Origin of the sequence: Cupriavidus neocaledonicus, assembly GCF_000372525.1 — a bacterium.
GTDB classification, from domain to species: Bacteria; Pseudomonadota; Gammaproteobacteria; order Burkholderiales; family Burkholderiaceae; genus Cupriavidus; species Cupriavidus neocaledonicus.
The window spans coordinates 71,662-91,782 of record NZ_AQUR01000107.1 but is presented as its reverse complement, the minus strand read 5'-3'; the positions used below and the strand labels follow the sequence as shown (position 1 = coordinate 91,782).

The 20,121-nt window shown below is 68.3% G+C and carries 18 protein-coding genes and 1 tRNA gene; 11 read left to right on the top strand and 8 right to left on the bottom strand.

Annotation, left to right across the window (positions count from 1 at the left end):
* The first annotated feature begins 26 nt into the window (after positions 1-26).
* The 3 genes from A3AG_RS0128605 to A3AG_RS0128595 all read left to right on the top strand — a co-directional run bounded on the left by A3AG_RS0128605 (position 27) and on the right by A3AG_RS0128595 (position 2,153).
* Positions 27-419 (top strand): PsiF family protein, encoded by a 393-nt coding sequence (locus A3AG_RS0128605; protein ID WP_018008705.1) that lies wholly within the window; start codon positions 27-29, stop codon positions 417-419.
* Between the two features lie 107 nt (positions 420-526).
* Positions 527-1,402: an RNase adapter RapZ gene (rapZ, locus tag A3AG_RS0128600; protein ID WP_018008704.1), complete on the top strand. Its 876-nt coding sequence runs from the start codon at positions 527-529 to the stop codon at positions 1,400-1,402.
* A gap of 91 nt (positions 1,403-1,493) precedes the next feature.
* A complete protein-coding gene (locus A3AG_RS0128595) occupies positions 1,494-2,153 on the top strand; it encodes an LON peptidase substrate-binding domain-containing protein (RefSeq protein WP_026164542.1) in 660 nt (219 codons plus the stop codon).
* A gap of 37 nt (positions 2,154-2,190) precedes the next feature.
* Here the strand turns inward: A3AG_RS0128595 and mutY are convergent, their stop codons facing one another.
* The 3 genes from mutY to mutM all read right to left on the bottom strand — a co-directional run bounded on the left by mutY (position 2,191) and on the right by mutM (position 6,577).
* Positions 2,191-3,366: an A/G-specific adenine glycosylase gene (gene mutY / locus A3AG_RS0128590; protein ID WP_018008702.1), complete on the bottom strand. Its 1,176-nt coding sequence runs from the start codon at positions 3,364-3,366 to the stop codon at positions 2,191-2,193.
* A gap of 108 nt (positions 3,367-3,474) precedes the next feature.
* A complete protein-coding gene (locus A3AG_RS0128585) occupies positions 3,475-5,427 on the bottom strand; it encodes a dynamin family protein (RefSeq protein WP_018008701.1) in 1,953 nt (650 codons plus the stop codon).
* A 259-nt stretch (positions 5,428-5,686) separates the two neighbouring features.
* Positions 5,687-6,577 (bottom strand): bifunctional DNA-formamidopyrimidine glycosylase/DNA-(apurinic or apyrimidinic site) lyase, encoded by an 891-nt coding sequence (mutM, locus tag A3AG_RS0128580; protein ID WP_018008700.1) that lies wholly within the window; start codon positions 6,575-6,577, stop codon positions 5,687-5,689.
* 153 nt (positions 6,578-6,730) lie between these two features.
* Here mutM and A3AG_RS0128575 point away from each other — a divergent pair, with 153 nt between their 5' ends.
* From A3AG_RS0128575 to A3AG_RS0128540, 8 genes are all read left to right on the top strand, one after another.
* On the top strand, positions 6,731-8,677 hold the full coding sequence (locus A3AG_RS0128575; protein WP_018008699.1) for a tetratricopeptide repeat protein: 1,947 nt from the start codon (positions 6,731-6,733) through the stop codon (positions 8,675-8,677).
* A gap of 91 nt (positions 8,678-8,768) precedes the next feature.
* On the top strand, positions 8,769-9,380 hold the full coding sequence (gene lolB, locus A3AG_RS0128570) for a lipoprotein insertase outer membrane protein LolB (RefSeq protein WP_018008698.1): 612 nt from the start codon (positions 8,769-8,771) through the stop codon (positions 9,378-9,380).
* Positions 9,381-9,446: 66 nt separating this feature from the next.
* Entirely contained in the window at positions 9,447-10,325 is an 879-nt protein-coding gene (gene ispE, locus A3AG_RS0128565) for a 4-(cytidine 5'-diphospho)-2-C-methyl-D-erythritol kinase (protein ID WP_018008697.1), read from the top strand.
* A gap of 59 nt (positions 10,326-10,384) precedes the next feature.
* A tRNA-Gln gene (locus A3AG_RS0128560) sits at positions 10,385-10,461 on the top strand.
* A 96-nt stretch (positions 10,462-10,557) separates the two neighbouring features.
* Positions 10,558-11,511 (top strand): ribose-phosphate pyrophosphokinase, encoded by a 954-nt coding sequence (locus A3AG_RS0128555; protein ID WP_018008696.1) that lies wholly within the window; start codon positions 10,558-10,560, stop codon positions 11,509-11,511.
* A gap of 144 nt (positions 11,512-11,655) precedes the next feature.
* Entirely contained in the window at positions 11,656-12,273 is a 618-nt protein-coding gene (locus A3AG_RS0128550; protein WP_012351653.1) for a 50S ribosomal protein L25/general stress protein Ctc, read from the top strand.
* A 150-nt stretch (positions 12,274-12,423) separates the two neighbouring features.
* Complete coding sequence (pth, locus tag A3AG_RS0128545) at positions 12,424-13,020, top strand: aminoacyl-tRNA hydrolase (RefSeq protein WP_018008695.1); 597 nt, start codon at positions 12,424-12,426, stop codon at positions 13,018-13,020.
* A gap of 207 nt (positions 13,021-13,227) precedes the next feature.
* Positions 13,228-15,087: a PhoX family protein gene (locus A3AG_RS0128540; RefSeq protein WP_018008694.1), complete on the top strand. Its 1,860-nt coding sequence runs from the start codon at positions 13,228-13,230 to the stop codon at positions 15,085-15,087.
* A 130-nt stretch (positions 15,088-15,217) separates the two neighbouring features.
* Here the strand turns inward: A3AG_RS0128540 and A3AG_RS0128535 are convergent, their stop codons facing one another.
* From A3AG_RS0128535 to A3AG_RS0128515, 5 genes are all read right to left on the bottom strand, one after another.
* Positions 15,218-15,478 carry a YfhL family 4Fe-4S dicluster ferredoxin gene (locus A3AG_RS0128535; protein ID WP_012351650.1) on the bottom strand — a complete coding sequence of 87 codons (261 nt, stop codon included), beginning with the start codon at positions 15,476-15,478 and terminating at the stop codon, positions 15,218-15,220.
* Between the two features lie 67 nt (positions 15,479-15,545).
* Positions 15,546-16,031, bottom strand: a complete 486-nt coding sequence (coaD, locus tag A3AG_RS0128530; RefSeq protein WP_012351649.1) for a pantetheine-phosphate adenylyltransferase — start codon at positions 16,029-16,031, stop codon at positions 15,546-15,548.
* Between the two features lie 245 nt (positions 16,032-16,276).
* Positions 16,277-16,924, bottom strand: a complete 648-nt coding sequence (rsmD, locus tag A3AG_RS0128525) for a 16S rRNA (guanine(966)-N(2))-methyltransferase RsmD (protein WP_026164541.1) — start codon at positions 16,922-16,924, stop codon at positions 16,277-16,279.
* A 52-nt stretch (positions 16,925-16,976) separates the two neighbouring features.
* The gene (locus A3AG_RS0128520) at positions 16,977-18,359 is read right to left on the bottom strand and encodes a M16 family metallopeptidase (RefSeq protein WP_018008692.1); all 1,383 of its coding nucleotides are present in this window, start codon (positions 18,357-18,359) and stop codon (positions 16,977-16,979) included.
* A 10-nt stretch (positions 18,360-18,369) separates the two neighbouring features.
* Positions 18,370-19,917: a M16 family metallopeptidase gene (locus tag A3AG_RS0128515; protein ID WP_018008691.1), complete on the bottom strand. Its 1,548-nt coding sequence runs from the start codon at positions 19,915-19,917 to the stop codon at positions 18,370-18,372.
* Between the last annotated feature and the right edge of the window lie 204 nt (positions 19,918-20,121).

The window sequence follows — 20,121 nt, the reverse complement described above, 5'->3', positions numbered from 1 at the left end:
GTTGTCCACTCCCGAGGAGAGCAAGCATGAAGACCCTGATTGCAGTGTGCGCGCTGGTCACCCCCCTGTTCGCGGCCAGCGCCTTCGCGCAGACCGCCACGCCGGCCACCCCTGCTACGCCGGCCAAGCCGTCGGCCACGGCTCCGGCAACGCCTGCCGTGCCGGCCACGCCTGCTACCCCGGCCAATCCGGACAAGCCCGCGGCCAACACCCAGCAGGACAAGATGAAGGCCTGCAACGCGCAGGCCTCCGGCAAGAAGGGCGACGAACGCAAGGCATTCATGAAGGAATGCCTGTCGAAGTCGGGCGCATCCAAGAGCCAGCAGGACAAGATGGCTTCCTGCAGCAAGTCCGGCAAGGGCAAGAAGGGCGACGAATACAAGGCCCACATGAAGGAATGCCTGTCGAAGGCAGCCTGAGCACCCGGGCTGGAAAGCAGCATGGCGAACCGGAAGGTTCGCCATTTTTGCTGGTGTCAACGCGCTGTCATGACGCAGCCGGCACCTGATGCTATGCTTCAGTTGCTATGCGCATCATCCTCATCACCGGCATATCCGGTTCCGGCAAGTCCGTCGCACTGAACGTCCTCGAAGATGCAGGCTATTACTGCGTGGACAACCTGCCGGCGCAGTTCATCCCTGAACTGACCCGCTACCTCGACGGCCAGGGCTACACGCACCTGGGCGTGGCTACCGACATCCGCAGCCGCGAGTCGCTCGACCAGTTGCCCGACACCGTGCGCGCGCTGGCCGCGGAGCACCAGGTCGAGGTCATTTTCCTGACCGCCAGCACCGATGCCCTGGTGCAGCGCTATTCCGAGACGCGGCGCCGCCATCCGCTGTCGGCGCGCACCGACGGCGCCGCCGGCAGTGGCGCCTTCAACGACACGGCGCTGATGGAAGCGATCGAGATGGAGCGCGCGCTGCTGAGCCCGCTCGCCGAAGCGGCGCACCGGATCGACACCAGCAATGTGCGCACCAATACCCTGCGCAGCTGGATCAAGGAACTGATCCGCGACGACAGCCAGCGCCTGACGCTGCTGTTCGAATCGTTCGGCTTCAAGCACGGCGTGCCCAGCGATGCCGACATGGTGTTCGACGTGCGCTCGCTGCCCAACCCGTACTACGACCTGGCGCTGCGGCCGCTGACCGGCCGCGACACGCCGGTGATCGACTTCCTACAGGCGCAGCCGATGGTGCTTGCGATGGCCGAGGATATCCGCGCCTACGTGGAAAAGTGGCTGCCAAGCTTCATTGCCGACAACCGCAGCTACCTGACCGTGGCAATCGGCTGCACCGGCGGGCAGCATCGCTCGGTCTATATTGCCGAAAGGCTCGCCAACTATTTCCGGGCACATGGTAATGTGCTGGTCAGACACCGAGAGCTCGCACCGGCGGGCTGACGCACGCGGCATGGCACCCCGGGCTGCACGGGGCATCTGAGCGCGGCGTCGGCCTGGCGGCCCAATGCTGCGCGACCCCAAGCCTGCACGCATGTCCTCGACCGACCTCTACCGTCCCGCAGGGCCCGAAGACCCGGCACGGACGCTCGAAAACCTGCCGCTGTTCCCCCTGCACACGGTGCTGTTTCCCGGTGGACGGCTGCCGTTGCGCGTGTTCGAGGCGCGCTATGTCGACATGGTGCGCAACTGCCTGCGCGACAGCGCGCCGTTCGGCGTCTGCCTGATTGCCAGCGGCGAGGAGGTGGCCCGGCCCAACCAGCCCACCGTGCCCGAGCTGGTCGGCTGCCTCGCCGAAATCGTCGACTGCAACATGGAGCAACTGGGCGTGCTGCTGATCCACACGCGCGGCCGCGAGCGCTTCCATATCATCAGCCACGAGACCCGCGACGACGGCCTGATGGTGGCGCGCGCCGAGGTGCTCCCTCCCGACATCATCGACTGCAAGCTGGAACTGCTGGGCGAATGCCTGGACGCGCTGCGCCGCATCGTCACGCGGCTGCACGCCGAGCAGCCCGACCGCATGCCCTTCGACGAGCCCTACCTGTGGGACGACCCGAGCTGGGTCGCCAACCGGCTGTGCGAGCTGCTGCCGGTGCCGCTGAAGGCCAAGCAGATGCTGATGGCCCTGCCCGACGCGGGCATGCGCATCGAGATCGTGCACCGCTACATGCGCCAGAACCACATGCTGTAGGCGGCCTTTCGCCCCGCCCTGCGGCCCTGCCCGTGCTTCAGAACAAGCCCACCCGCGCCTGGTCCTCCAGCAGCCGGCGCACCGGCGCGGGCGTGCCCAGCGCATCGAGATCGTCGAGCGACAGCCAGCGCTGCCCGGCCGGCGCCACGCCGTCCTGCCGCACCAGGTTCGCATCCGCACTGAGGTCGACCCGGATGGCGCGGATCAGCAGGCGGAAGTGCGTGAACACATGGGTCAGCTCGCCGGCGAGCACGGCGCGCGCGGGCGTGCCGAAAGCGCGCGCGTAGTCGAGCGCGCGGGCCTCGGCGGCTTCCGCGTCGAAGGGAACGGTGTCGACCGGCATCTCCGGCAGGCTCCACAGGCCGCCCCAGATGCCGCTGTCCGGGCGCAGGCGCAGCAGCACTTCACGCTCGCGCCGCACCAGCAGCATCACCGTGCTGCGCTCGGGGATCGGGGCGCGCGGCTTGGGCGCGGGCAGCACGGCGGTCAGGCCGTCGCGGCGCGCGACGCAATCGGCGGACAGCGGACACGCTTCGGCATCGGCCAGGCAGGCGGGCTTGCCACGCGAGCACACGGTCGCGCCAAGGTCCATCAACCCCTGTGTATAGGCAACCATGTCCTCGCCCTGGCGCGGACCGGGCGCCGGCAAGGCCAGTTCCGCCAGCTGCCACATGCGCGTCTCCACCGCGCGCTCGCCCGGATGGCCATGGATGCCGAAGCAGCGCGCGAACACGCGCTTGACGTTGCCGTCCAGGATCGGGGAACGCACCCCCGCGCTGAATGCCGCAATGGCCGCCGCGGTGGAGCGGCCGATGCCCGGCAACGTGACCAGCACCGCGGGGTCGCCAGGAAAGCGCCCGCCATGCTCGCCGACCACTTGCATGGCGCAGCGGTGCAGGTTGCGCGCGCGCGAGTAATAGCCCAGCCCGGCCCACAGCGCCATTACCTGGTCGGCGGGCGCGGCCGCCAGGTCCTGAACCGTGGGCAGCTGCGCGACGAAGCGCTGGAAGTAATCGATCACCGCGCTGACCTGGGTCTGCTGCAGCATGATCTCGGACAGCCAGATGCGGTACGGGTCGCGGGTGTTCTGCCACGGCAGGTCGTGCCGGCCGTGCCGGCGCTGCCAGTCGACCACGCGCGCGCCGAAGTCGGGCGGCACGCACAGGTCGTCGGGCAGGGCGGGTGCGGTGCGGGGGGCTGGTTTGCGGGGCATCGGTGTGGCAACGGCGTGGCGCGCGCATACGGAGTGTCGGCGCGCCAAAGAAAATGGCGCCGCAAGGCGCGGCGCCACATGATATACCGGTCGGCGGGAGCGGCCCGGCTACGCTACCGCAAGGCTGGCACCGTCCGCATCGGCCGCCGGCCGCATCAACCGCTGGGCAAAGCCTTCGATGCGCCCGCTGCGCTCGTCCAGCCCGTTCAGCACTTCTTCCAGCTGGGCGATACGGCTTTCCAGCGTGTCGGTGGCTTCATGGATGCGCTCGATCGAATCGACACGCCGGCGCAGCTGCTTCTGGTGTTCGCGCACCTGCGCTTCCAGCGGCGTCATCACCGACTTGAGCCAGACCTCGATATCGCGGTTGAGGCCGCGGAAATTGTCCAGCACGCGGCTGGCCATGGTGTTGAACGCGCTTTGCACCAGCTGCGGGCGCGAGCGGGTCAGCATGCTGATCGTGCCGAAATGCGCCTGCACCAGACGCAGCGTCTCCTGCAGCTCGGCCAGGTAGCGCTCGGCGGTGAACTGCATCGGCGCCGGCAGCGTGAAGCCGTGCTCGGCATTGAAGCGCCGGTACATGCTTTCGATCAGCTGGTGCAGCTGGCCGATCTTATTGTCGGCATCGCTGACCAGCCCGCTCAGCTGGGCGAACAGCGCGTCCATGTCGTCGCGCAGGCCGCGCGAGAAGAAGCGCTCCTTCATCTGCTCGCGCGCGCTGCGCATGGTGCGGCGCACGTCGCGCAATTGCAGGCTCTTGATGATGTCGGCGCTGTGCCGGCCGAAGACCAGGCGCAGCGCCTGGAACTTGCCGATGCTCTGCTCGAACTCGTCCTTCTCGCCCTGCACCCGCATCAGCATGTGCTTGACCATCGCATGGTTCTTGCCGCGCAGGCCGCGCAGCTCGAACAGCTGCTCGACGATATCGCGGCGGCGGCTCTGCAGCAGCTGCTGCGCGGCGCGCGCCATGTCCTGCACCAGCCGGTAGACCTGGTCCGAGACGATCTCGCGCCGGCGCGGGATCAGCTGGTCCGACAGCACGTGCTCGAATTCCGGCAGGCCGCTGCGTGCCAGCAGGGTGTCGTCGTGCGTGACCTTGGCCACCAGCCCCTTCTGCGCCGACACCGGATACACGCGTGATTGCTCGATGCCGAGCACCTGCGCGGTGGTCGACACCTGGCGCGCGATTTCCTGCGCGATCTCGCCGGGCTGGCGCAGCGGATCCCACAGCCCGTCGATCTTGTTCAGCACCGCCAGGCAGCCGCGCCGGTGCCCGGCGCCGACATGGCTGCGCCACAGCTCCAGGTCGCTCTTGGTCACGCCCGCGTCGGCGGCCAGCACGAACACCACCACGTGCGCATCCGGGATCAGCCGCAGCGTCAGCTCGGGTTCGGTACCGATCGCGTTCAGGCCCGGCGTGTCGAGGATCACCAGCCCCTGGCGCAGCAGCGGATGCGGGAAATTGATGACGGCGTGACGCCAGCGCGAGATCTCGACCATGCCCTCGGCATCGACCGCATAGGCGGCATCGGGGTCGTTCTCGTGGTACAGCCCGAGCGCCTCGGCCTGTTCGGGCGGCACGCGCATGGTCTGCACCACGTGCTGGAACGCCTCGAGCATGCCGTCGGGCGACGACGGGTCCAGCGGCACCGAATGCCAGTGCGATGCCGAGGTGCCGGCCTCGATGAAGTCGGCGGTGGACGCGTCCTGCAGCCGCGTCTCGATCGGCAGCAGGCGGATGCTGGGCGGCTCGGCCTCGTCGTAGCGCAGCTCGGTCGGGCACATGGTGGTGCGCCCCGCCGACGACGGCAGGATGCGGCGCCCGTAGTCGGCAAAGAAGATGGCGTTGATCAGCTCGCTCTTGCCGCGCGAGAACTCGGCGATGAAGGCGACCTTGAGGCGGTCGCTGCGCAGCACGCTCTGGATGCGCTGCACGCGGTCGTCGGCCTGCGCATCGTACAGGTCGTGCTGCTGCAGCCAGGACTGGAATTCGGCCAGTGACTGGAGGACCCCGGTTCTCCAGGCGCCATATTGTTCGAATTGGTGGGCGAGCGTTGTCATGGAGCTGTTGGGCTGACTTGGTTTTACCTCGGGGCCCGCCACCTGTGCGGCATGCCCGTGTTCGCGCAAGGCCGGTCCGCACCCCTGCCAATGACGCGCGACCGGCCATTTTGTAACTTTTTATGACTGCGCACACGATACAGGTTTCCACGGCGCTTTTGTGGAATTCGCGCCCCTTGCATGGCGGTGACCGCGCCAGTGTTGCGCCGAGCCATCGACGCGGGGCGACGGGCGCCCCCTGAAGCACTCCGGCCGCCGGTCAGTGCTGGCAGTTGGTGCAATAGAAGGTGGAACGCTGGCCCTGGACGATCTGGCGCACCGGCTTGGCGCACACCTTGCATGGCAGGCCGGCGCGGTCGTAGACAAAGCAATCGAGCTGGAAGTAGCCGCTGGCACCGTCGCTGCCGACAAAGTCGCGCAGGGTGCTGCCGCCGCGCTCGATCGCCTGCGCCAGGGTGTCCCGCACTGCCTGCGCCAGCCGGTCGCAACGCGCGCGGCTCAGGCGCCCGGCCGGCGTGCTCGGATGGATGCCGGCGCGGAACAGGCTTTCGGATGCGTAGATATTGCCCACGCCCACCACGATTGCGCCCGACAGCAGCACGGTCTTGATCGCGGCACTGCGACCGCGCGTATGGCGGTGCAGCCAGGCGCCGTCGAAGGCGGGATCGAACGGCTCGATGCCGAGGGTGCTCAGCAACGGATGCGACGGCAGTTCCGCCTCCGGCAGCGTAGTCCAGAGGATGGCGCCGAAGCGGCGCGGATCGCGGAAGCGCAGCACGATGGTGCCTGGCCGCGGGCCGGATGTTGCTGGAGACGCGGCGCCGGGCCCGGCCTCGAGCACGAGGTCGAAGTGATCGTGCGTGCCCGGCGGTGGCGCCTCCGGCAGCACCCGCAGCGTGCCCGTCATGCCCAGATGCACCAGCAGCCAGCCGGGCGGCTGCGCCGCGTCGGCGCTGACGCACTCCAGCAGCAGATACTTGCCGCGGCGCTCGATCCGACGCACCAGGCGCTGGACCAGCCGCGCCTCGAGGTCTGGCTCGACCGGCCAGCGCAGGCCGCGGTGGCGCACCGTGACCGCGGCTATGCGCCGCCCCACCACATGCGGCAGCAAGCCGCGCCGGGTCACCTCGACCTCGGGCAATTCAGGCATCGAACCTCTCCGTTGGTTACCGCTCAAAACTCCTGCAGCGCCTGGCGGCGCCGGCCTGCGGCGCCAAGCAGCGCATTGTAGCGGCAGGCTACAATGCCCTTATCAATGCGCAATCTCCCATCCTTCGCCAGCGCGCGCCGGAGCACTCAATACATGTCGGACCTGATGCCGGACCTGATACCGGACTCCACGTTGCAAGCCACCGCGGGCGGCGGCCTGACCACATCGCCGGGCGCCGGCTCGCGCACGGCGCGCCGCGCCGGCATCCTGGCTCGCTGGTGGCAGGCCCCGCGGCGCCATGTGCGCGCACTGGCCGCCGGCGCGCTGCTGGCAGCGGCGGCGGGCGCCAGCCACGCCGCGCCCCCCGTCGGCGCCGGTTCGCTGCCCATGCTGCAACTGGCCGCGGCCGACACCACCCCGGCGGCCAAGCCCGCGCGTCCGGCACTGCCGTCGCTGGAGCTGACCGACGATATCGTCTATATGGTGCTCGCCGCCGAGATTTCCATCCAGCGCGGCCTGATCGGCCCGGCCTACCGCACCTACCTGGAACTGGCGCGCCAGACCCGCGACCCGCGCTTCGCCCAGCGCGCCACCGAGATCGCTTTCAACGCGCGCATCCCGCAGCAGGCGCTTGACGCCGCCCGCCTGTGGAAGGAGATTTCTCCGACCTCGCCGGCGGCCGGCCAGGTGCTGTCGACCCTGCTGGTGCTCAACGGCCGCTGGGACGACGCCCGCCCGCTGCTGCAGCAGCAACTGGCTGCGGTGCCGGCCAGCCAGCGCGGCGATGCCATCCTGCAGCTGCAGCAGCAGTTGTCGCGCACCAGCGATCCCGCCGGCGCGGCCACGCTGCTGCAGGACCTGACCCGCAACGAAATCAAGCTGCCCGAAACCCAGCTGGCGCTGGCGCGCGCGCGCGAAGTCGCCGGCGACGAGCCGGGCGCGCTGGCCGCGCTCGACCAGGCCCTGCGGCTGCGGCCCGGCTATGAGGCGGCCGCGCTGATGTCCGCCGAACTGCGCGCCGAGAAGCAGCCCGACGAAGCGGTGGCGGTGCTCAAGCGCTTCCTGGAAAAGTCGCCCGAATCGGTCAACGGCCATATCACGCTGGCACGGCTGTACCTGCTGAAGAACGATATGCCGGCGGCCCGCCAGGAATTCGAGACGCTGCGCAAGGTGGCCCCCGCCGACCCGCGCGTGCCGCTGGCGCTGGGCCTGACCAGCCTGCAGGCGAAGAACTACGGCGAAGCCGAGCAGTACCTGCAGGAATACCTGCAGCTGGTCGAAAAACAGCCCAGCGCCAATCCCGATATTGCCTACCAGTACCTGGCGCAGATCGCCGAGGAGCGCAAGGATTACGCCGGCGCGATCCGCTGGCTCGACCGCATCGAGGACATCCGCCTGGCACCGGCGGCCACCGCCAAGCGCGCCCAGCTGCTGGCGCGCATGGGCAAGCTCGACGACGCCCAGGCGCTGTTCGGCGAGATGCTCAGCGACGCCGAGGACATCCCCGACCCCGGTCAGCGCTCGCAGCGCGTCACCGCCATCCGCCAGGCCGAAGTGGCCACGCTGATGGAGAGCAAGGCCTACGACCGCGCCCGCAAGGTGTTGAACGACCGCATCGCGGCGGAGCCCGACAACGCCGACTGGATCTATGAGCTGGCCATGCTGGACGAACGCCAGAAGCGCTACGCCAGCATGGAAACCGGCCTGCGCCGCGTGATTGCTCTGCAGCCGCAGCAGAAGCAGGGCTACAACGCCCTCGGCTACTCGCTGGCGGACCGCAACGAGCGCCTGCCCGAGGCGCTCAAGCTGCTGGAGCGAGCCTCCGAGCTGGGGCCGGACGATCCGTACATCATGGACAGCCTGGCCTGGGTCAAATTCCGCATGGGCGACCTGCAACCCGCGGCGGCACTGCTGCGCAACGCCTACGCCAAGGCCCCCGAGGCCGAAATCGGCGCGCACCTGGGCGAGGTGCTGTGGCAGCTCGGCGAACACGACGAGGCCCGCAAGACCTGGACCGAGGCCGTGCGCATCGATCCCGAGAACGAAACCCTGATCGACACGCTGCGCCGCTACAAGGTCAACGTGCAAGCCCCCAGGTAAGCCCGCGCACCGTGGCCGGCCACGCCGGTCCGCGGCGCCGGATTCCCGTCAGCCCGGCGGCCGCCGCGCCGCCGCCCTCACGACCATGCCCATGAACCGATCCCGACGCCTGGCGCTGCTTTGGCTTGGCGCGCCCCTGCTGCCGCAGGCGTGCGCCAGCGTGGCGCCGTCGCGCAGCTTCGATGTCGACCACGACGCCGCCAGCCAGCAGTACACCGGCCGCTTCTCCGCCAGCTACGTGCGCTACGGGCGCGACGAGGGCGTGCAGGGCAGCTTCCGCTGGGAGGAGCAGGGCCGCAACGTGCGGCTCGACCTGGTCTCGCCGCTTGGCCAGACCCTGGCCGTGGTCACCGCGACGCCGTCGGGCGCCACGCTCGACCTGCCCAACCAGCCGCCGCGCAACGCGCCCGAGGTCGATACCCTGATGGAGGAAGCGCTGGGCTTCGCGCTGCCGGTGGCCGGCATGCGCGACTGGCTGCACGGGCGCCCCACGCAGGGCACGCCGGCGCGCGCCACGCGCGACGAGCAGGGCCGGCTGGCGACGCTGGCGCAGAACGGCTGGACCGTGCGCTACGTCGCCTGGCAGGAGACGCCAGCCGCCGCGACTGCAGCCACTCAGGTGCCGCGTCGCATCGACCTGGCCCGCGACGCCGGCAGCAATCCGCTGTCGGTGCGTCTGGTGATCGATCCCCAGACGCCATAACGGCCGCCATAACGGTCGCCATAACCGCCGCCATAACCTCCGCAACCTCGGCCCCATCCCCGCACCATGCCACGCAGCCAGCCCCTGCCCCCGCCAGAACTACGCGACTGTCCCGCGCCCGCCAAGCTCAACCTGTTCCTGCACGTGACCGGGCGCCGCGCCAACGGCTACCACACGCTGCAGACCGTGTTCCAGCTGGTCGACTGGTGCGACACGCTGCATTTCCGCCGCCGCGACGACGGCGTGGTCGCGCGCGTCACCGAGGTGCCCGGCGTGCCGGCCGAGACCGACCTGGTAGTGCGCGCGGCGCGCGCGCTCCAGGCCGCCACCGGCACCACCTTCGGTGCCGAGATCGCCATCGACAAGGTCCTGCCGATGGGCGGCGGCATCGGCGGCGGCTCTTCCGATGCCGCCACCACGCTGCTGGCGCTGAACCACCTGTGGGGCCTGGGGCTGACGCGCGCCGAGCTGATGCGGATCGGGCTGACGCTGGGCGCCGATGTGCCGGTGTTCGTGCTCGGCGAGAACGCGTTTGCGCAGGGCATCGGCGAGGAGCTCACGCCGGTCGAGTTGCCCGACAGCTGGTTCGTGATCATCCACCCGAAGCAGCACGTGCCCACCGCTGAAATTTTTTCGGACGAGTGCTTGACAAGGGATACACCGATCTCCATAATTGCGGTCTTCGCTGCTCGCACAAACAAATTCGATTTCGGTCGCAACGACCTGGAACCGATAGCAACAGCGAAGTTCGGCGAAGTCGCCCGAGCCCTGGCATGGCTGAAGCAACACAATCAGCATGCCCGGATGACCGGTTCCGGAGCCTGCGTGTTTGCGCGTTTTCCTGACGCAAGAACAGCGCAGCAGGTTTTGGAAAGGTTGCCGCCCGAATGGGATGGCAGGTGTGTGAGAAGTCTGGCACATCACCCGCTCGCGACGTTCGCATAGCAAGTTTTCGTTCGGCGCGGTACGGCAGGTTGGTACCACGAAGAACGGCCCGGTTGTGTAGGGGAGTCGCCAAGTTGGTCAAGGCACCGGATTTTGATTCCGGCATTCGAAGGTTCGAATCCTTCTTCCCCTGCCATTACTTCCTATAGTGTCCTAACGGAACACGATATCTCCAAGTCACCGGCTTCGCCGGTGACACCAAGCTCCCCCAGCAGCAAGACAGGTGCCCCGAATGAGCAGCGAAGGCTTGATGGTATTTACCGGCAACGCCAACCCCAAACTCGCGGAGGCTGTCGTACAGCACCTCGGCATTCCGCTGGGCAAGGCTCAGGTTGGCCGTTTCTCCGACGGTGAAGTGCAGGTCGAAATCCAGGAAAACGTTCGCGGCAAGCACGTCATCGTGCTGCAGTCCACCTGCGCGCCGACCAACGACAACCTGATGGAACTGATGGTGATGGTCGACGCGCTCAAGCGCGCCTCGGCCCGCAGCATCACCGCCGCCATGCCCTACTTCGGCTATGCCCGCCAGGATCGCCGCCCGCGTTCGGCGCGCGTGGCGATCTCGGCCAAGGTGGTCGCCAACATGCTGGAAGTCGCCGGCGTCGAGCGCGTGCTGACGATGGACCTGCACGCCGACCAGATCCAGGGCTTCTTCGATATCCCCGTCGACAACATCTACGCTTCGCCGGTACTGCTGGGCGACCTGCGCGAGAAGAACTACGGCGACCTGCTGGTGGTTTCGCCCGACGTCGGCGGCGTGGTCCGTGCCCGCGCGCTGGCCAAGGAACTGAACTGCGACCTGGCCATCATCGACAAGCGCCGTCCCAAGGCCAACGTGGCCGAGGTGATGAACATCATCGGTGAAGTCGAAGGCCGCAACTGCGTCATCATGGATGACATGATCGACACCGGCGGCACGCTGTGCAAGGCCGCGCAGGTGCTGAAGGAGCGCGGCGCGCTGAAGGTCTTCGCCTACTGCACGCACCCCGTGCTGTCGGGCGGCGCGGCGGCCCGCATCGCGGATTCGGCGCTGGACGAAGTGGTGGTGTGCGACACCATCCCGCTGTCGGAAGAAGCCGCCAAGTGCACCAAGATCCGTCAACTCTCGACCGCCCCGCTGCTGGCCGAGACCTTCACCCGCATTATCAAGGGCGACTCGATCATGTCGCTGTTCGCGGGTTCCTGATAGAATTTAAGGCTTTACTGCGTTGAGCGCCGCCGGTCCTACGGCAAAGCGGCGCCCGGCGTGATTGGATCGGCGCATATTTTTCCCTTTGCGCCGCAACGAGGCTGTCTGGTCGCGGACAGCCTTCTTACTTTTGGAGTCATCATGAAAGTTGTCGCTTTCGAGCGTAGCGTACAGGGTACGGGTGCGAGCCGCCGCCTGCGCAATTCGGGCAAGACCCCCGGCATCATCTACGGCGGCGCCGCCGAGCCGAAGATGATCGAACTGGATCACAACGCCCTGTGGCACGCCCTGAAGAAGGAAGCGTTCCACTCGTCGATCCTCGACCTGGAAGTCGCTGGCAAGTCGGAAAAGGCGCTGCTGCGCGCATTCCAGATGCACCCGTTCAAGCCGCTGGTGCTGCACGTCGATTTCCAGCGCGTGTCGGCCAACGACAAGATCCACGTCAAGGTGCCGCTGCACTTCATGAACCAGGAAACCGCTCCTGGCGTGAAGCTGGGCCACGGCCTGGTCAACCACATCGTCAACGACCTGGAAGTGTCGTGCCTGCCGGCCGACCTGCCTGAGTTCATCGAAGTGGACGTCGGCGCGATGGAGCTGGGCCAGACCCTGCACCTGTCGGACCTGAAGCTGCCGAAGGGCGTGACCGTGATCACCCACGGTGACGACAACCCGGCCATCGCCAGCATCTCGCAACCGGCTGGCGCCGTGTCGGAAGCTGCCGAAGGCGGCGAAGCCGCTGGCGAAACCCCGGCTGCCTAAGCTGCCGCAGCGGTGGCGGCCCGCGGGCCGCGCCACGAAGAAACCGCCGCGCTTGCGGCGGTTTTTTTTCGCCCGGCAGCGGACTGCCGGTTTTTCGGTATCCTTGGCGCCTGTGGCGCAGTCCCGCGCGCCAACGACACAGTCACACGCATGATCAAGCTTATCGTCGGCCTCGGCAATCCCGGGGCGGAGTACGAGGCCACCCGACACAACGCCGGCTTCTGGCTGGTCGACCAGCTGGCCCGCATGGGCGGCGCCACGCTGCGCGTCGAGGGCCGCTTCCACGGGCTCGCCGCGCGCGCGCGGCTCTGGGACCAGGACGTCTGGCTGCTCAAGCCGTCGACCTTCATGAACCGCTCCGGCCTGGCGGTGGTGTCGCTGGCGCGCTTCTACAAGATCCTGCCCGGCGAGATCGTGGTCGTGCATGACGAGATGGACCTGCCGGCCGGCGCCGCCAAGCTCAAGCGCGGCGGCGGCGCGGGCGGCCACAACGGCCTGAAGGACATCTCGGCCCACCTGACCACGCAGGACTACTGGCGCCTGCGCCTGGGCGTGGGCCATCCGCGCAATGCCCCCGGCGGTGCCGGCGCGGGCCGCGAGGACGTGGTCAACTTCGTGCTCAAGCCACCGCGGCGCGAGGAGCAGGAAGCCATCGATGCCGCGATCGACCGCTGCATCGAGCCGCTCGGCCTGCTCGCCCGCGGCGATGCCGAGCGCGCCATGGCGCAGCTGCATACCGCGCGCTGAGCGCCCTCACGCCAGCCAGCATATTTCTGCGACAGCAGCATGAAAACGGGCCGCATCCGCGGCCCGTCGTCGTTTGGGCGCACCGGTCTGCAGTTGCAGACATAGTGTCATCAAAGCGCCATGGGCACCACCTAAATTGCGGGGTTTCCAATCGCGTCGGTATCGCATGGTTGCCGATGCGCATGACATCCCACAGGAGGAAAGCCCATGTCGTACCTGACCGACGAAGCGCGCGCCGCAAGCCGCGCCGCCAAGCCCGACGTTGACGTGCCCGGCCAGATGCTCGAGGACATCGTCGCCGCCAACCCGGCCCGCCGCCGGGTGCTGCGCGGCGGCCTCGGCCTGTCGCTGGTGTCGGCCTTCGGCAGCGGCCTGCTGGCCGCCTGCGGCGGTGATGACGATCCCGCTCCGGCGCCCGCACCGGCCGCTGCCCCGGCACCCGCTCCGGCCCCGGCACCGGCGCCGGCCACGCCGAGCTACGAGGTCACCTTCGAGCCGATCGCCAAGTCCACCGCCGATACCGTGGTGGTGCCCGGCGGCTACAGCGTCGACGTGCTGTTCTCCGCCGGCGACCCGGTCGAAGCCGGTGCCACCGGCTATGCCGGCGCCTTCCAGTCGTCGGCCGAGACCGAGCGCCAGGCCGGCGGCAACCACGACGGCATGCACTACTTCGCGCTGCCTGGCGTCGATCCGCAGAAGGGCGGCCTGCTGGCGATCAACCACGAGCTGCCGGACTACAACATCCTGTTCCCGACCGCCTACGACGCCGCCACCGCAAGCCCGGAGCAAAAGCGCATCGCCCTGTCGGCGGTGGGCATTTCGGTGATCGAAGTGGAACTGGCCGCCAGCGGCAAGTGGCAGGTCAAGCGCGACTCGATCTACAACAAGCGCTACACCGGCAACACGCTGTACCGCGTGGGCGGCCCGGCCGCACCGGTGATCGGCGCCACCGTGGTGGGCATGCTCAACAACTGCTCGAGCGGCCACACCCCGTGGGGCACCTACCTGACCTGCGAGGAAAGCACCGACAACTACATCGACCCGACCCAGGCCGACAACGGCTACGGCTGGGTGGTGGAAATCGATCCGTACGGCACGCTGGGCGCGCCGGCCAAGCGCACCGCGATGGGCCGCTTCGACCATGAGAACGTCGCCTTCATCACCGATGCCAGCAATAACGTAGCCTTCTACATGGGCGACGACGGCACCCCGGGCTGCATCTACAAGTTCGTGCCGAGCAAGGCCTTCAATCCGAACAACCGCGCCGCCAACGCCAACCTGCTGGACAGCGGCACGCTGTACGTGGCGAAGTTCAACGCCGACGGCAGCGGCCAGTGGATCGAGCTGTCGCAAGGCAAGAACGGCCTGACCGTCGGCGCCTCGGACCCGGGCAACTGGACCCAGTCGGCGGTGTCGCCGGCGCCGACCACGGTCGACTTCGCCACGCAGGCAGACGTACTGATCAACACCAAGTCCGCCGCGCGCGTGGCTGGCGGCACGCTGATGGACCGCCCCGAGTGGATCACCGCCGCGCCGGACAACACGCTGTACTGCACGCTGACCAACAATAGCGGGCGCCAGCAGACCGACGCCGCCAACCCGCGCAAGAACAACCTGCACGGCCATATCATCCAGTGGAAGGAAGCCGGCAATTCGCCGCTGGCCACGACCTTCACCTGGAGCATCCTGCTGCAGGCCGGCGACCCTTCGCTGGCCACGGACAACCTGAAGGGCAACATCAACGGCGACACCTTCTCCAGCCCGGATGGCCTGCGCGTCGATCCCAAGGGCCGCCTGTGGGTGCAGACCGACTCGAGCACCAGCGCCACCTACACCGGCACCTTCGGCAACAACAGCATGTACTACATCTCGCCGACGGGCCAGTCGAAGCGCTTCCTGGCGGGCCCGACCGGCTGCGAGATCACCGGCATCGCCTACACGCCGGACCTGACCACCTGCTTCATCAACATCCAGCACCCGACCGGCAAGTGGCCGGACGCGGCCAAGCCGCCGCGCTCGTCCACCATCGTGGTGCACCGCGCCGACGGCAAGCCGATCGGCGCCTGACCGCGCAGTGCAGTAGGCAGTAACCGTAGTAATTGGGGAAAGGTTAAGCCCCCGTCACCTTGCGGTGCCGGGGGCTTTTTTTGTGCGGCGAGCAGCCAGGATAACGAGGCCTGGCCAAGCGTGGCCGGCGTCAGGCCGCGTGCCGGGCCGCGGTCAGCAGCCGGTACCGCTGCATCAGTACCTCATGGGTCTCAACGCGGTTCGGATCCTTGGGAATGCACGCGACCGGGCAGACCTGCTGGCATTGCGGCTCGTCGAAGTGCCCGACGCACTCGGTGCACTTGTTGGGGTCGATTTCGTAGATCTCGGGCCCCATCGAAATGGCTTCGTTCGGGCACTCGGGTTCACAAACGTCGCAGTTGATGCAGTCGTCGGTGATCATCAGCGCCATGGTGTTTCCTTCCTGCGGACACGCCCGCGCCCGACTGGCCGCGGTCTGACGTGTCTGAAGCCGTATTTTATTCCGGTTTGGCGATTTTCTCTTGCAGCCAGCGTTCCACCGACGGGAACACGAACTTGCTGACGTCGCCGCCAAGCACCGCGATCTCGCGCACGAAGGTGCCGGAGATGAACTGGTACTGGTCCGACGGGGTCAGGAACATGGTCTCGACGTCGGGCAGCAGGTAGCGGTTCATGCCCGCCATCTGGAACTCGTACTCGAAGTCGGACACCGCGCGCAGGCCGCGCACGATCACGCGCGCATTGTTCTTGCGCACGAAGTCCTTGAGCAGTCCGGAGAAGCCCTCGACCCGCACGTTGGGATAGTGCCCGAGCACTTCGCGGGCAATGCTGATGCGCTCTTCGAGCGAAAAGAACGGGCGCTTGTTGGGGCTGTGCGCCACGCCGACCACCAGTTCGTCGAAGATGTTCGACGCACGGCGGACCAGATCCTCGTGTCCCCGGGTCATTGGATCGAAGGTGCCGGGATAGACCGCGCTGACCATACTTCCTCCTTGATCTGCCCGCTGCCGGCCGTGAAAGGGGCCGCCTCTTGCGCCGGCCGGGCCGGCATGGGTGCTGCGTCGCGAGCGTTGTGACAGCGGCGTAGTGTAACCCTAAATGCCCCGCTTGGAAGTCGCCGGGGGCACCGTTTTGCGGCAGTGCACCCAAGAACCGGTTCCGCAATCAGGAAGGGGCCCTTCCCCTTTCCAAAACCGCGGCGCCAGGCGCGGCCCGCGGGGCTGGTGCATCAGGCGGCGCCGTGGCCCGGCACGCGCTGCTGCAGCAGGTGGAAATGCACCGCCCCGGCCCGGGCGTGCCGCACGATCTCGAGCGAGGCCGGCACCGGCGCGTCGGCACCGGTCAGCGGGTGGTCGGTCTCGACATAGACCGCCCCGCCCGGGCGCGACAGCCGCGCGGCGTGCGCCAGCGACGGGCCGATCCAGTCCTCGGCGAACGGCGGGTCGAGGAACACCACGTCGAAGCTGGCATCGGGCAGCTGCGCGGCAATGGCGAAGGCGTCGCCTTGCAGCACGCGTACCTGTCCGGCATCGAGCCGGGCCACGTTGTCGCGCAATTGCCTCGCCACGCGCGCATTGGACTCTACCAGCGTCACCGCGGCCGCGCCGCGCGACGCGGCCTCGAAGCCGAGCGCACCGGAGCCGGCGAACAGGTCCAGGCATTCCAGCCCGGACAGGTCCTGGCCCAGCCAGTTGAAGAGGGTCTCGCGCACGCGGTCGGGCGTCGGCCGCAGGCCCTGGGCATCAGGCACCGGCAGCAGCGTGCGCTTCCAGCGTCCGCCGATAATGCGGACCTGCGCGGGTGCCTGGCGCGGCACGGGAGAGACGGGAGATCGCCCGCGAGGCGCGGGCGAGGGCAAGCGGGAACGCGAATTCATGCCGTGATTGTAGAGCCTGCGGCGGGGTCCGCCGCGGGCGGCGGCGCCGGCATCACTGCCGCGAAGCCGTGGGGGCGGCGCCCACCGGCCCGCCGACGATTACCGTGGCCATATTGTCCGGGTGCACGTGGCGCTGGAATGCCGCCCTGACCTGTTCGCGCGTGACCTTGCCGATCTGCGCGGTCCAGGTATCGAGGTAATCGAGCGGCAGCCCGTACCAGCCGATATTGGCGACGTTGGTCAGCAGCTTGCGGTTGTTGTCGATGCGCAGCGGGAAGCCGTTGACCAGGTTGTCCTTGGCCGCGCGCAGCTCCTTCTCGCTCGGGCCTTCGGCGACAAAGCGCGCCAGCACCTGGCGCACCAGCGCCAGTGCCTCGTCGGTCTGCGCCTTCTTGGTCTGCAGGCTGATGCCGAACGGCCCCGGCTGCTTGGACGGGGCGAAGTAGCTGTCCACGCCGTAGGTCAGGCCGCGCTTCTCGCGCACTTCGTCGGTCAGGCGCGAGCTGAAGCCGCCGCCGCCCAGAACGTAGTTGCCCACCAGCAGCGCAAAATAGTCAGGGTCGCCGCGCGCGATCGCCGGCTGGCCCAGCGCCACGCTGGACTGCTGCGCCGGGTGCGGCAGGCGCTGCTCGCTGGGCGCGATCTTCAGTTTCACCTGCGGCAGCGTCGGCGCGGCGCGGCCGGGCGGCAGCCCGCGCGTCAGCTGCTCGGCGATGGCCTCGGCCTGCTTGCGGTCGACCGCGCCGATCAGCGTCACCACGGCGCGCTGCGCGCCGTAGTTGTCGCGCCAGAAGCCCGCGATGTCATCGCGCGTGATCGACGCCACGCTTTCGGGGGTCGCGGCGACGCCGTAGGGATGGTCGGGATACATGGCCCGGGCCAGCGCCTTGTCGGCGATCACGCCGGGCTTGGTGTCGGCTTCGCGGATGGCGGTGATCAGGCGCTGCTTCTCGCGCCCGACCACGGCATCGGGATAGGTCGGCGCCTTGATCAGCTGCGCCGCCAGCGCGACCGACTGGTCCAGCTCCGGCTGCGCGGTCAGGGTGCGCAGCCCGATGCCGCCGCGGTCGCCGCCGGCCGCGCCGCCAAAGGCGGCACCGGTATCGGCAAAGGCATCGGCAATCTTTGCCTCGTCGCGCGCCGGCTGGCCGTCCTGCGCGCCGGCGCCCTTGTCCAGCAGCGCCGCCGTCAGCGTGGCCAGCCCGGCCTTGCCCGGCGGGTCATAGCGGCTGCCGGCGTCGAAGTCGATATTGATGTCGAGCATCGGAATCGACGGGCTGTGCACGAAAAACACGCGCGCGCCGGTGGACGCGGTCCAGTGCTCGATCGGGATCGCTGCCTGCGCCAGCTGCGCGGCCAGCAGCACCACGGCGCCGAGGGCGGCGCCGGCCAGTTTGCGCAGCGGGCGCGGCGCGGATGTGACGGACTGGGTCATCGCCTTGTTCTCAGTGGCGCAGGCCCGACGGGGCCTGGGACTTGGGCTTGTTCGGATCGATCGGCTGCGGCACCAGCGTGGCCACGGTCAGGTTGTCGTCGTTGAAATACTTCGCGGCGACGGCCTGCACCTGCGCCGGCGTGACGGCCTTGATCTTGTCGAGCATGCGGTCGATCTGGCGCCACGAGATCTCCGAGATCTCGGCCACGCCGATCTCCATGCCCTGCCCGAACACCGAATCGCGCTTGTAGATCTGCCCGGCCACCACCTGCGCCTTGACGCGCTTGAGCTCTTCCGGCGACACGCCCTCGCGGGCGATGCGCTGGATTTCCGCACGCAGCGCGCGCTCGATCTCGTCGGTGTTGTGGCCCGCCGCCGGCGTGCCGTCGAGCACGAACAGCGACTCGCCGCGGTTGATGCTGTCGTAGCCGACATTGACGTCGTCGGCCAGGCGCTGCTCGCGCACCAGTTCGCGGGTCAGGCGCGCGTTGTCGTAGCCGTTGAGCACGGCCGCCAGCACCTCGAGCGCATAGGGGTCGACGTCTTTCTCGACGTCGCGCAGGCGCGGCACCTTGTACGCCATCACCATGTACTGGTTCTCGGCGGGCGCCTTGACCCAGATGCGCTTGATGCCCTTCTGCGCCGGCTCTTCCTGGTCCTTGCGCACCGGCAGCGCGCGCGGCTTGAGCTTGCCGTAGTAGCGCTCGGCCAGCGCGCGCACTTCGTCGGCCCTGACGTCGCCGGTGACGATCACGGTGGCGTTGTTGGGCACGTACCAGTGGCGGTACCAGTCCTTGACGTCGTCGACGCGCATGTTGACGAGGTCGTCCATCCAGCCGATCACCGGGTGGCGATAGGCGGCCGCGGTGTACACCGTGGCCAGCAACTGCTCATAGACCGTGCCGCGCGCGGAGTCGTCGGTGCGCAGGCGGCGCTCTTCCATCACCACCTTCATCTCGCGCTCGAACTCGTCCTTGGTGATGACGAGGTTGGCCATGCGGTCGGCTTCCAGCTCCATCATCTTCGGCAGGTACTGCTTGCCGATCTGCTGGTAGTACATGGTGAAGTCGCGGTTGGTCATGGCGTTCTCGCGCCCGCCCAGCGCCGCCACCTGCTTCGAGAATTCGCCCACGCCGACCTTGGGCGTGCCCTTGAACATCATGTGTTCCAGCATGTGGGCCACGCCGGTGGTGCCGCTGACCTCGTCGATGCCGCCCACGCGGTACCACACCTGGTGTGCCACCGTCGGGGCGCGGTGGTCTTCCTTGACGATCAGCCGTAGTCCGTTGGACAGGCGGTACTCGGTAGTGCCGTGGGCGGTGGCGCCGGCCGGCGCGGTCTGCGCCGACGGCATCGGCGAGGCCACCACGCCCTGCGCCGCCGCGGGTAGCGACCACGGCAGCAATGCCAGCAGCAGCGCGGGGATGAGGCGCCGCGCCAGTCGCGCGGCGCCGGCGGGTGGCGCCTGCAAGGGCCGTGCGTGGCGTTGGATGCGCGTTTGGGCGGCGGCGCTGCGCCCTGCTGCGCCCGTTGCGGTCATGACAGCGCAATGGTTCATGCGACCCCGTCTGCTAAAATTTTGCCGATCGATTCGCGTGCGCGACGCGGCGCGCGAATCTGCCATGTAGTGAACTCATGTAGCGAACTATACGCAATCGCCGGCCGGGACCACAACGGTTTCTCCCCAGCCATCGCGAAGCCTGCGTAACCCATTGATTAATCACCGGTTGCCTGCTGGCATTGGCTGCCGCCAGGGTTTCGG

Bases quoted from the DNA above. Each gene is read 5' to 3' on its own strand.
- A3AG_RS0128605 (WP_018008705.1), top strand. From the start codon at position 27: ATGAAGACCCTGATTGCAGTGTGCGCGCTGGTCACCCCCCTGTTCGCG.
- rapZ (WP_018008704.1), top strand. From the start codon at position 527: ATGCGCATCATCCTCATCACCGGCATATCCGGTTCCGGCAAGTCCGTC.
- A3AG_RS0128595 (WP_026164542.1), top strand. From the start codon at position 1,494: ATGTCCTCGACCGACCTCTACCGTCCCGCAGGGCCCGAAGACCCGGCA.
- mutY (WP_018008702.1), bottom strand. From the start codon at position 3,366: ATGCCCCGCAAACCAGCCCCCCGCACCGCACCCGCCCTGCCCGACGAC.
- A3AG_RS0128585 (WP_018008701.1), bottom strand. From the start codon at position 5,427: ATGACAACGCTCGCCCACCAATTCGAACAATATGGCGCCTGGAGAACC.
- mutM (WP_018008700.1), bottom strand. From the start codon at position 6,577: ATGCCTGAATTGCCCGAGGTCGAGGTGACCCGGCGCGGCTTGCTGCCG.
- A3AG_RS0128575 (WP_018008699.1), top strand. From the start codon at position 6,731: ATGTCGGACCTGATGCCGGACCTGATACCGGACTCCACGTTGCAAGCC.
- lolB (WP_018008698.1), top strand. From the start codon at position 8,769: ATGAACCGATCCCGACGCCTGGCGCTGCTTTGGCTTGGCGCGCCCCTG.
- ispE (WP_018008697.1), top strand. From the start codon at position 9,447: ATGCCACGCAGCCAGCCCCTGCCCCCGCCAGAACTACGCGACTGTCCC.
- A3AG_RS0128555 (WP_018008696.1), top strand. From the start codon at position 10,558: ATGAGCAGCGAAGGCTTGATGGTATTTACCGGCAACGCCAACCCCAAA.
- A3AG_RS0128550 (WP_012351653.1), top strand. From the start codon at position 11,656: ATGAAAGTTGTCGCTTTCGAGCGTAGCGTACAGGGTACGGGTGCGAGC.
- pth (WP_018008695.1), top strand. From the start codon at position 12,424: ATGATCAAGCTTATCGTCGGCCTCGGCAATCCCGGGGCGGAGTACGAG.
- A3AG_RS0128540 (WP_018008694.1), top strand. From the start codon at position 13,228: ATGTCGTACCTGACCGACGAAGCGCGCGCCGCAAGCCGCGCCGCCAAG.
- A3AG_RS0128535 (WP_012351650.1), bottom strand. From the start codon at position 15,478: ATGGCGCTGATGATCACCGACGACTGCATCAACTGCGACGTTTGTGAA.
- coaD (WP_012351649.1), bottom strand. From the start codon at position 16,031: ATGGTCAGCGCGGTCTATCCCGGCACCTTCGATCCAATGACCCGGGGA.
- rsmD (WP_026164541.1), bottom strand. From the start codon at position 16,924: ATGAATTCGCGTTCCCGCTTGCCCTCGCCCGCGCCTCGCGGGCGATCT.
- A3AG_RS0128520 (WP_018008692.1), bottom strand. From the start codon at position 18,359: ATGACCCAGTCCGTCACATCCGCGCCGCGCCCGCTGCGCAAACTGGCC.
- A3AG_RS0128515 (WP_018008691.1), bottom strand. From the start codon at position 19,917: ATGAACCATTGCGCTGTCATGACCGCAACGGGCGCAGCAGGGCGCAGC.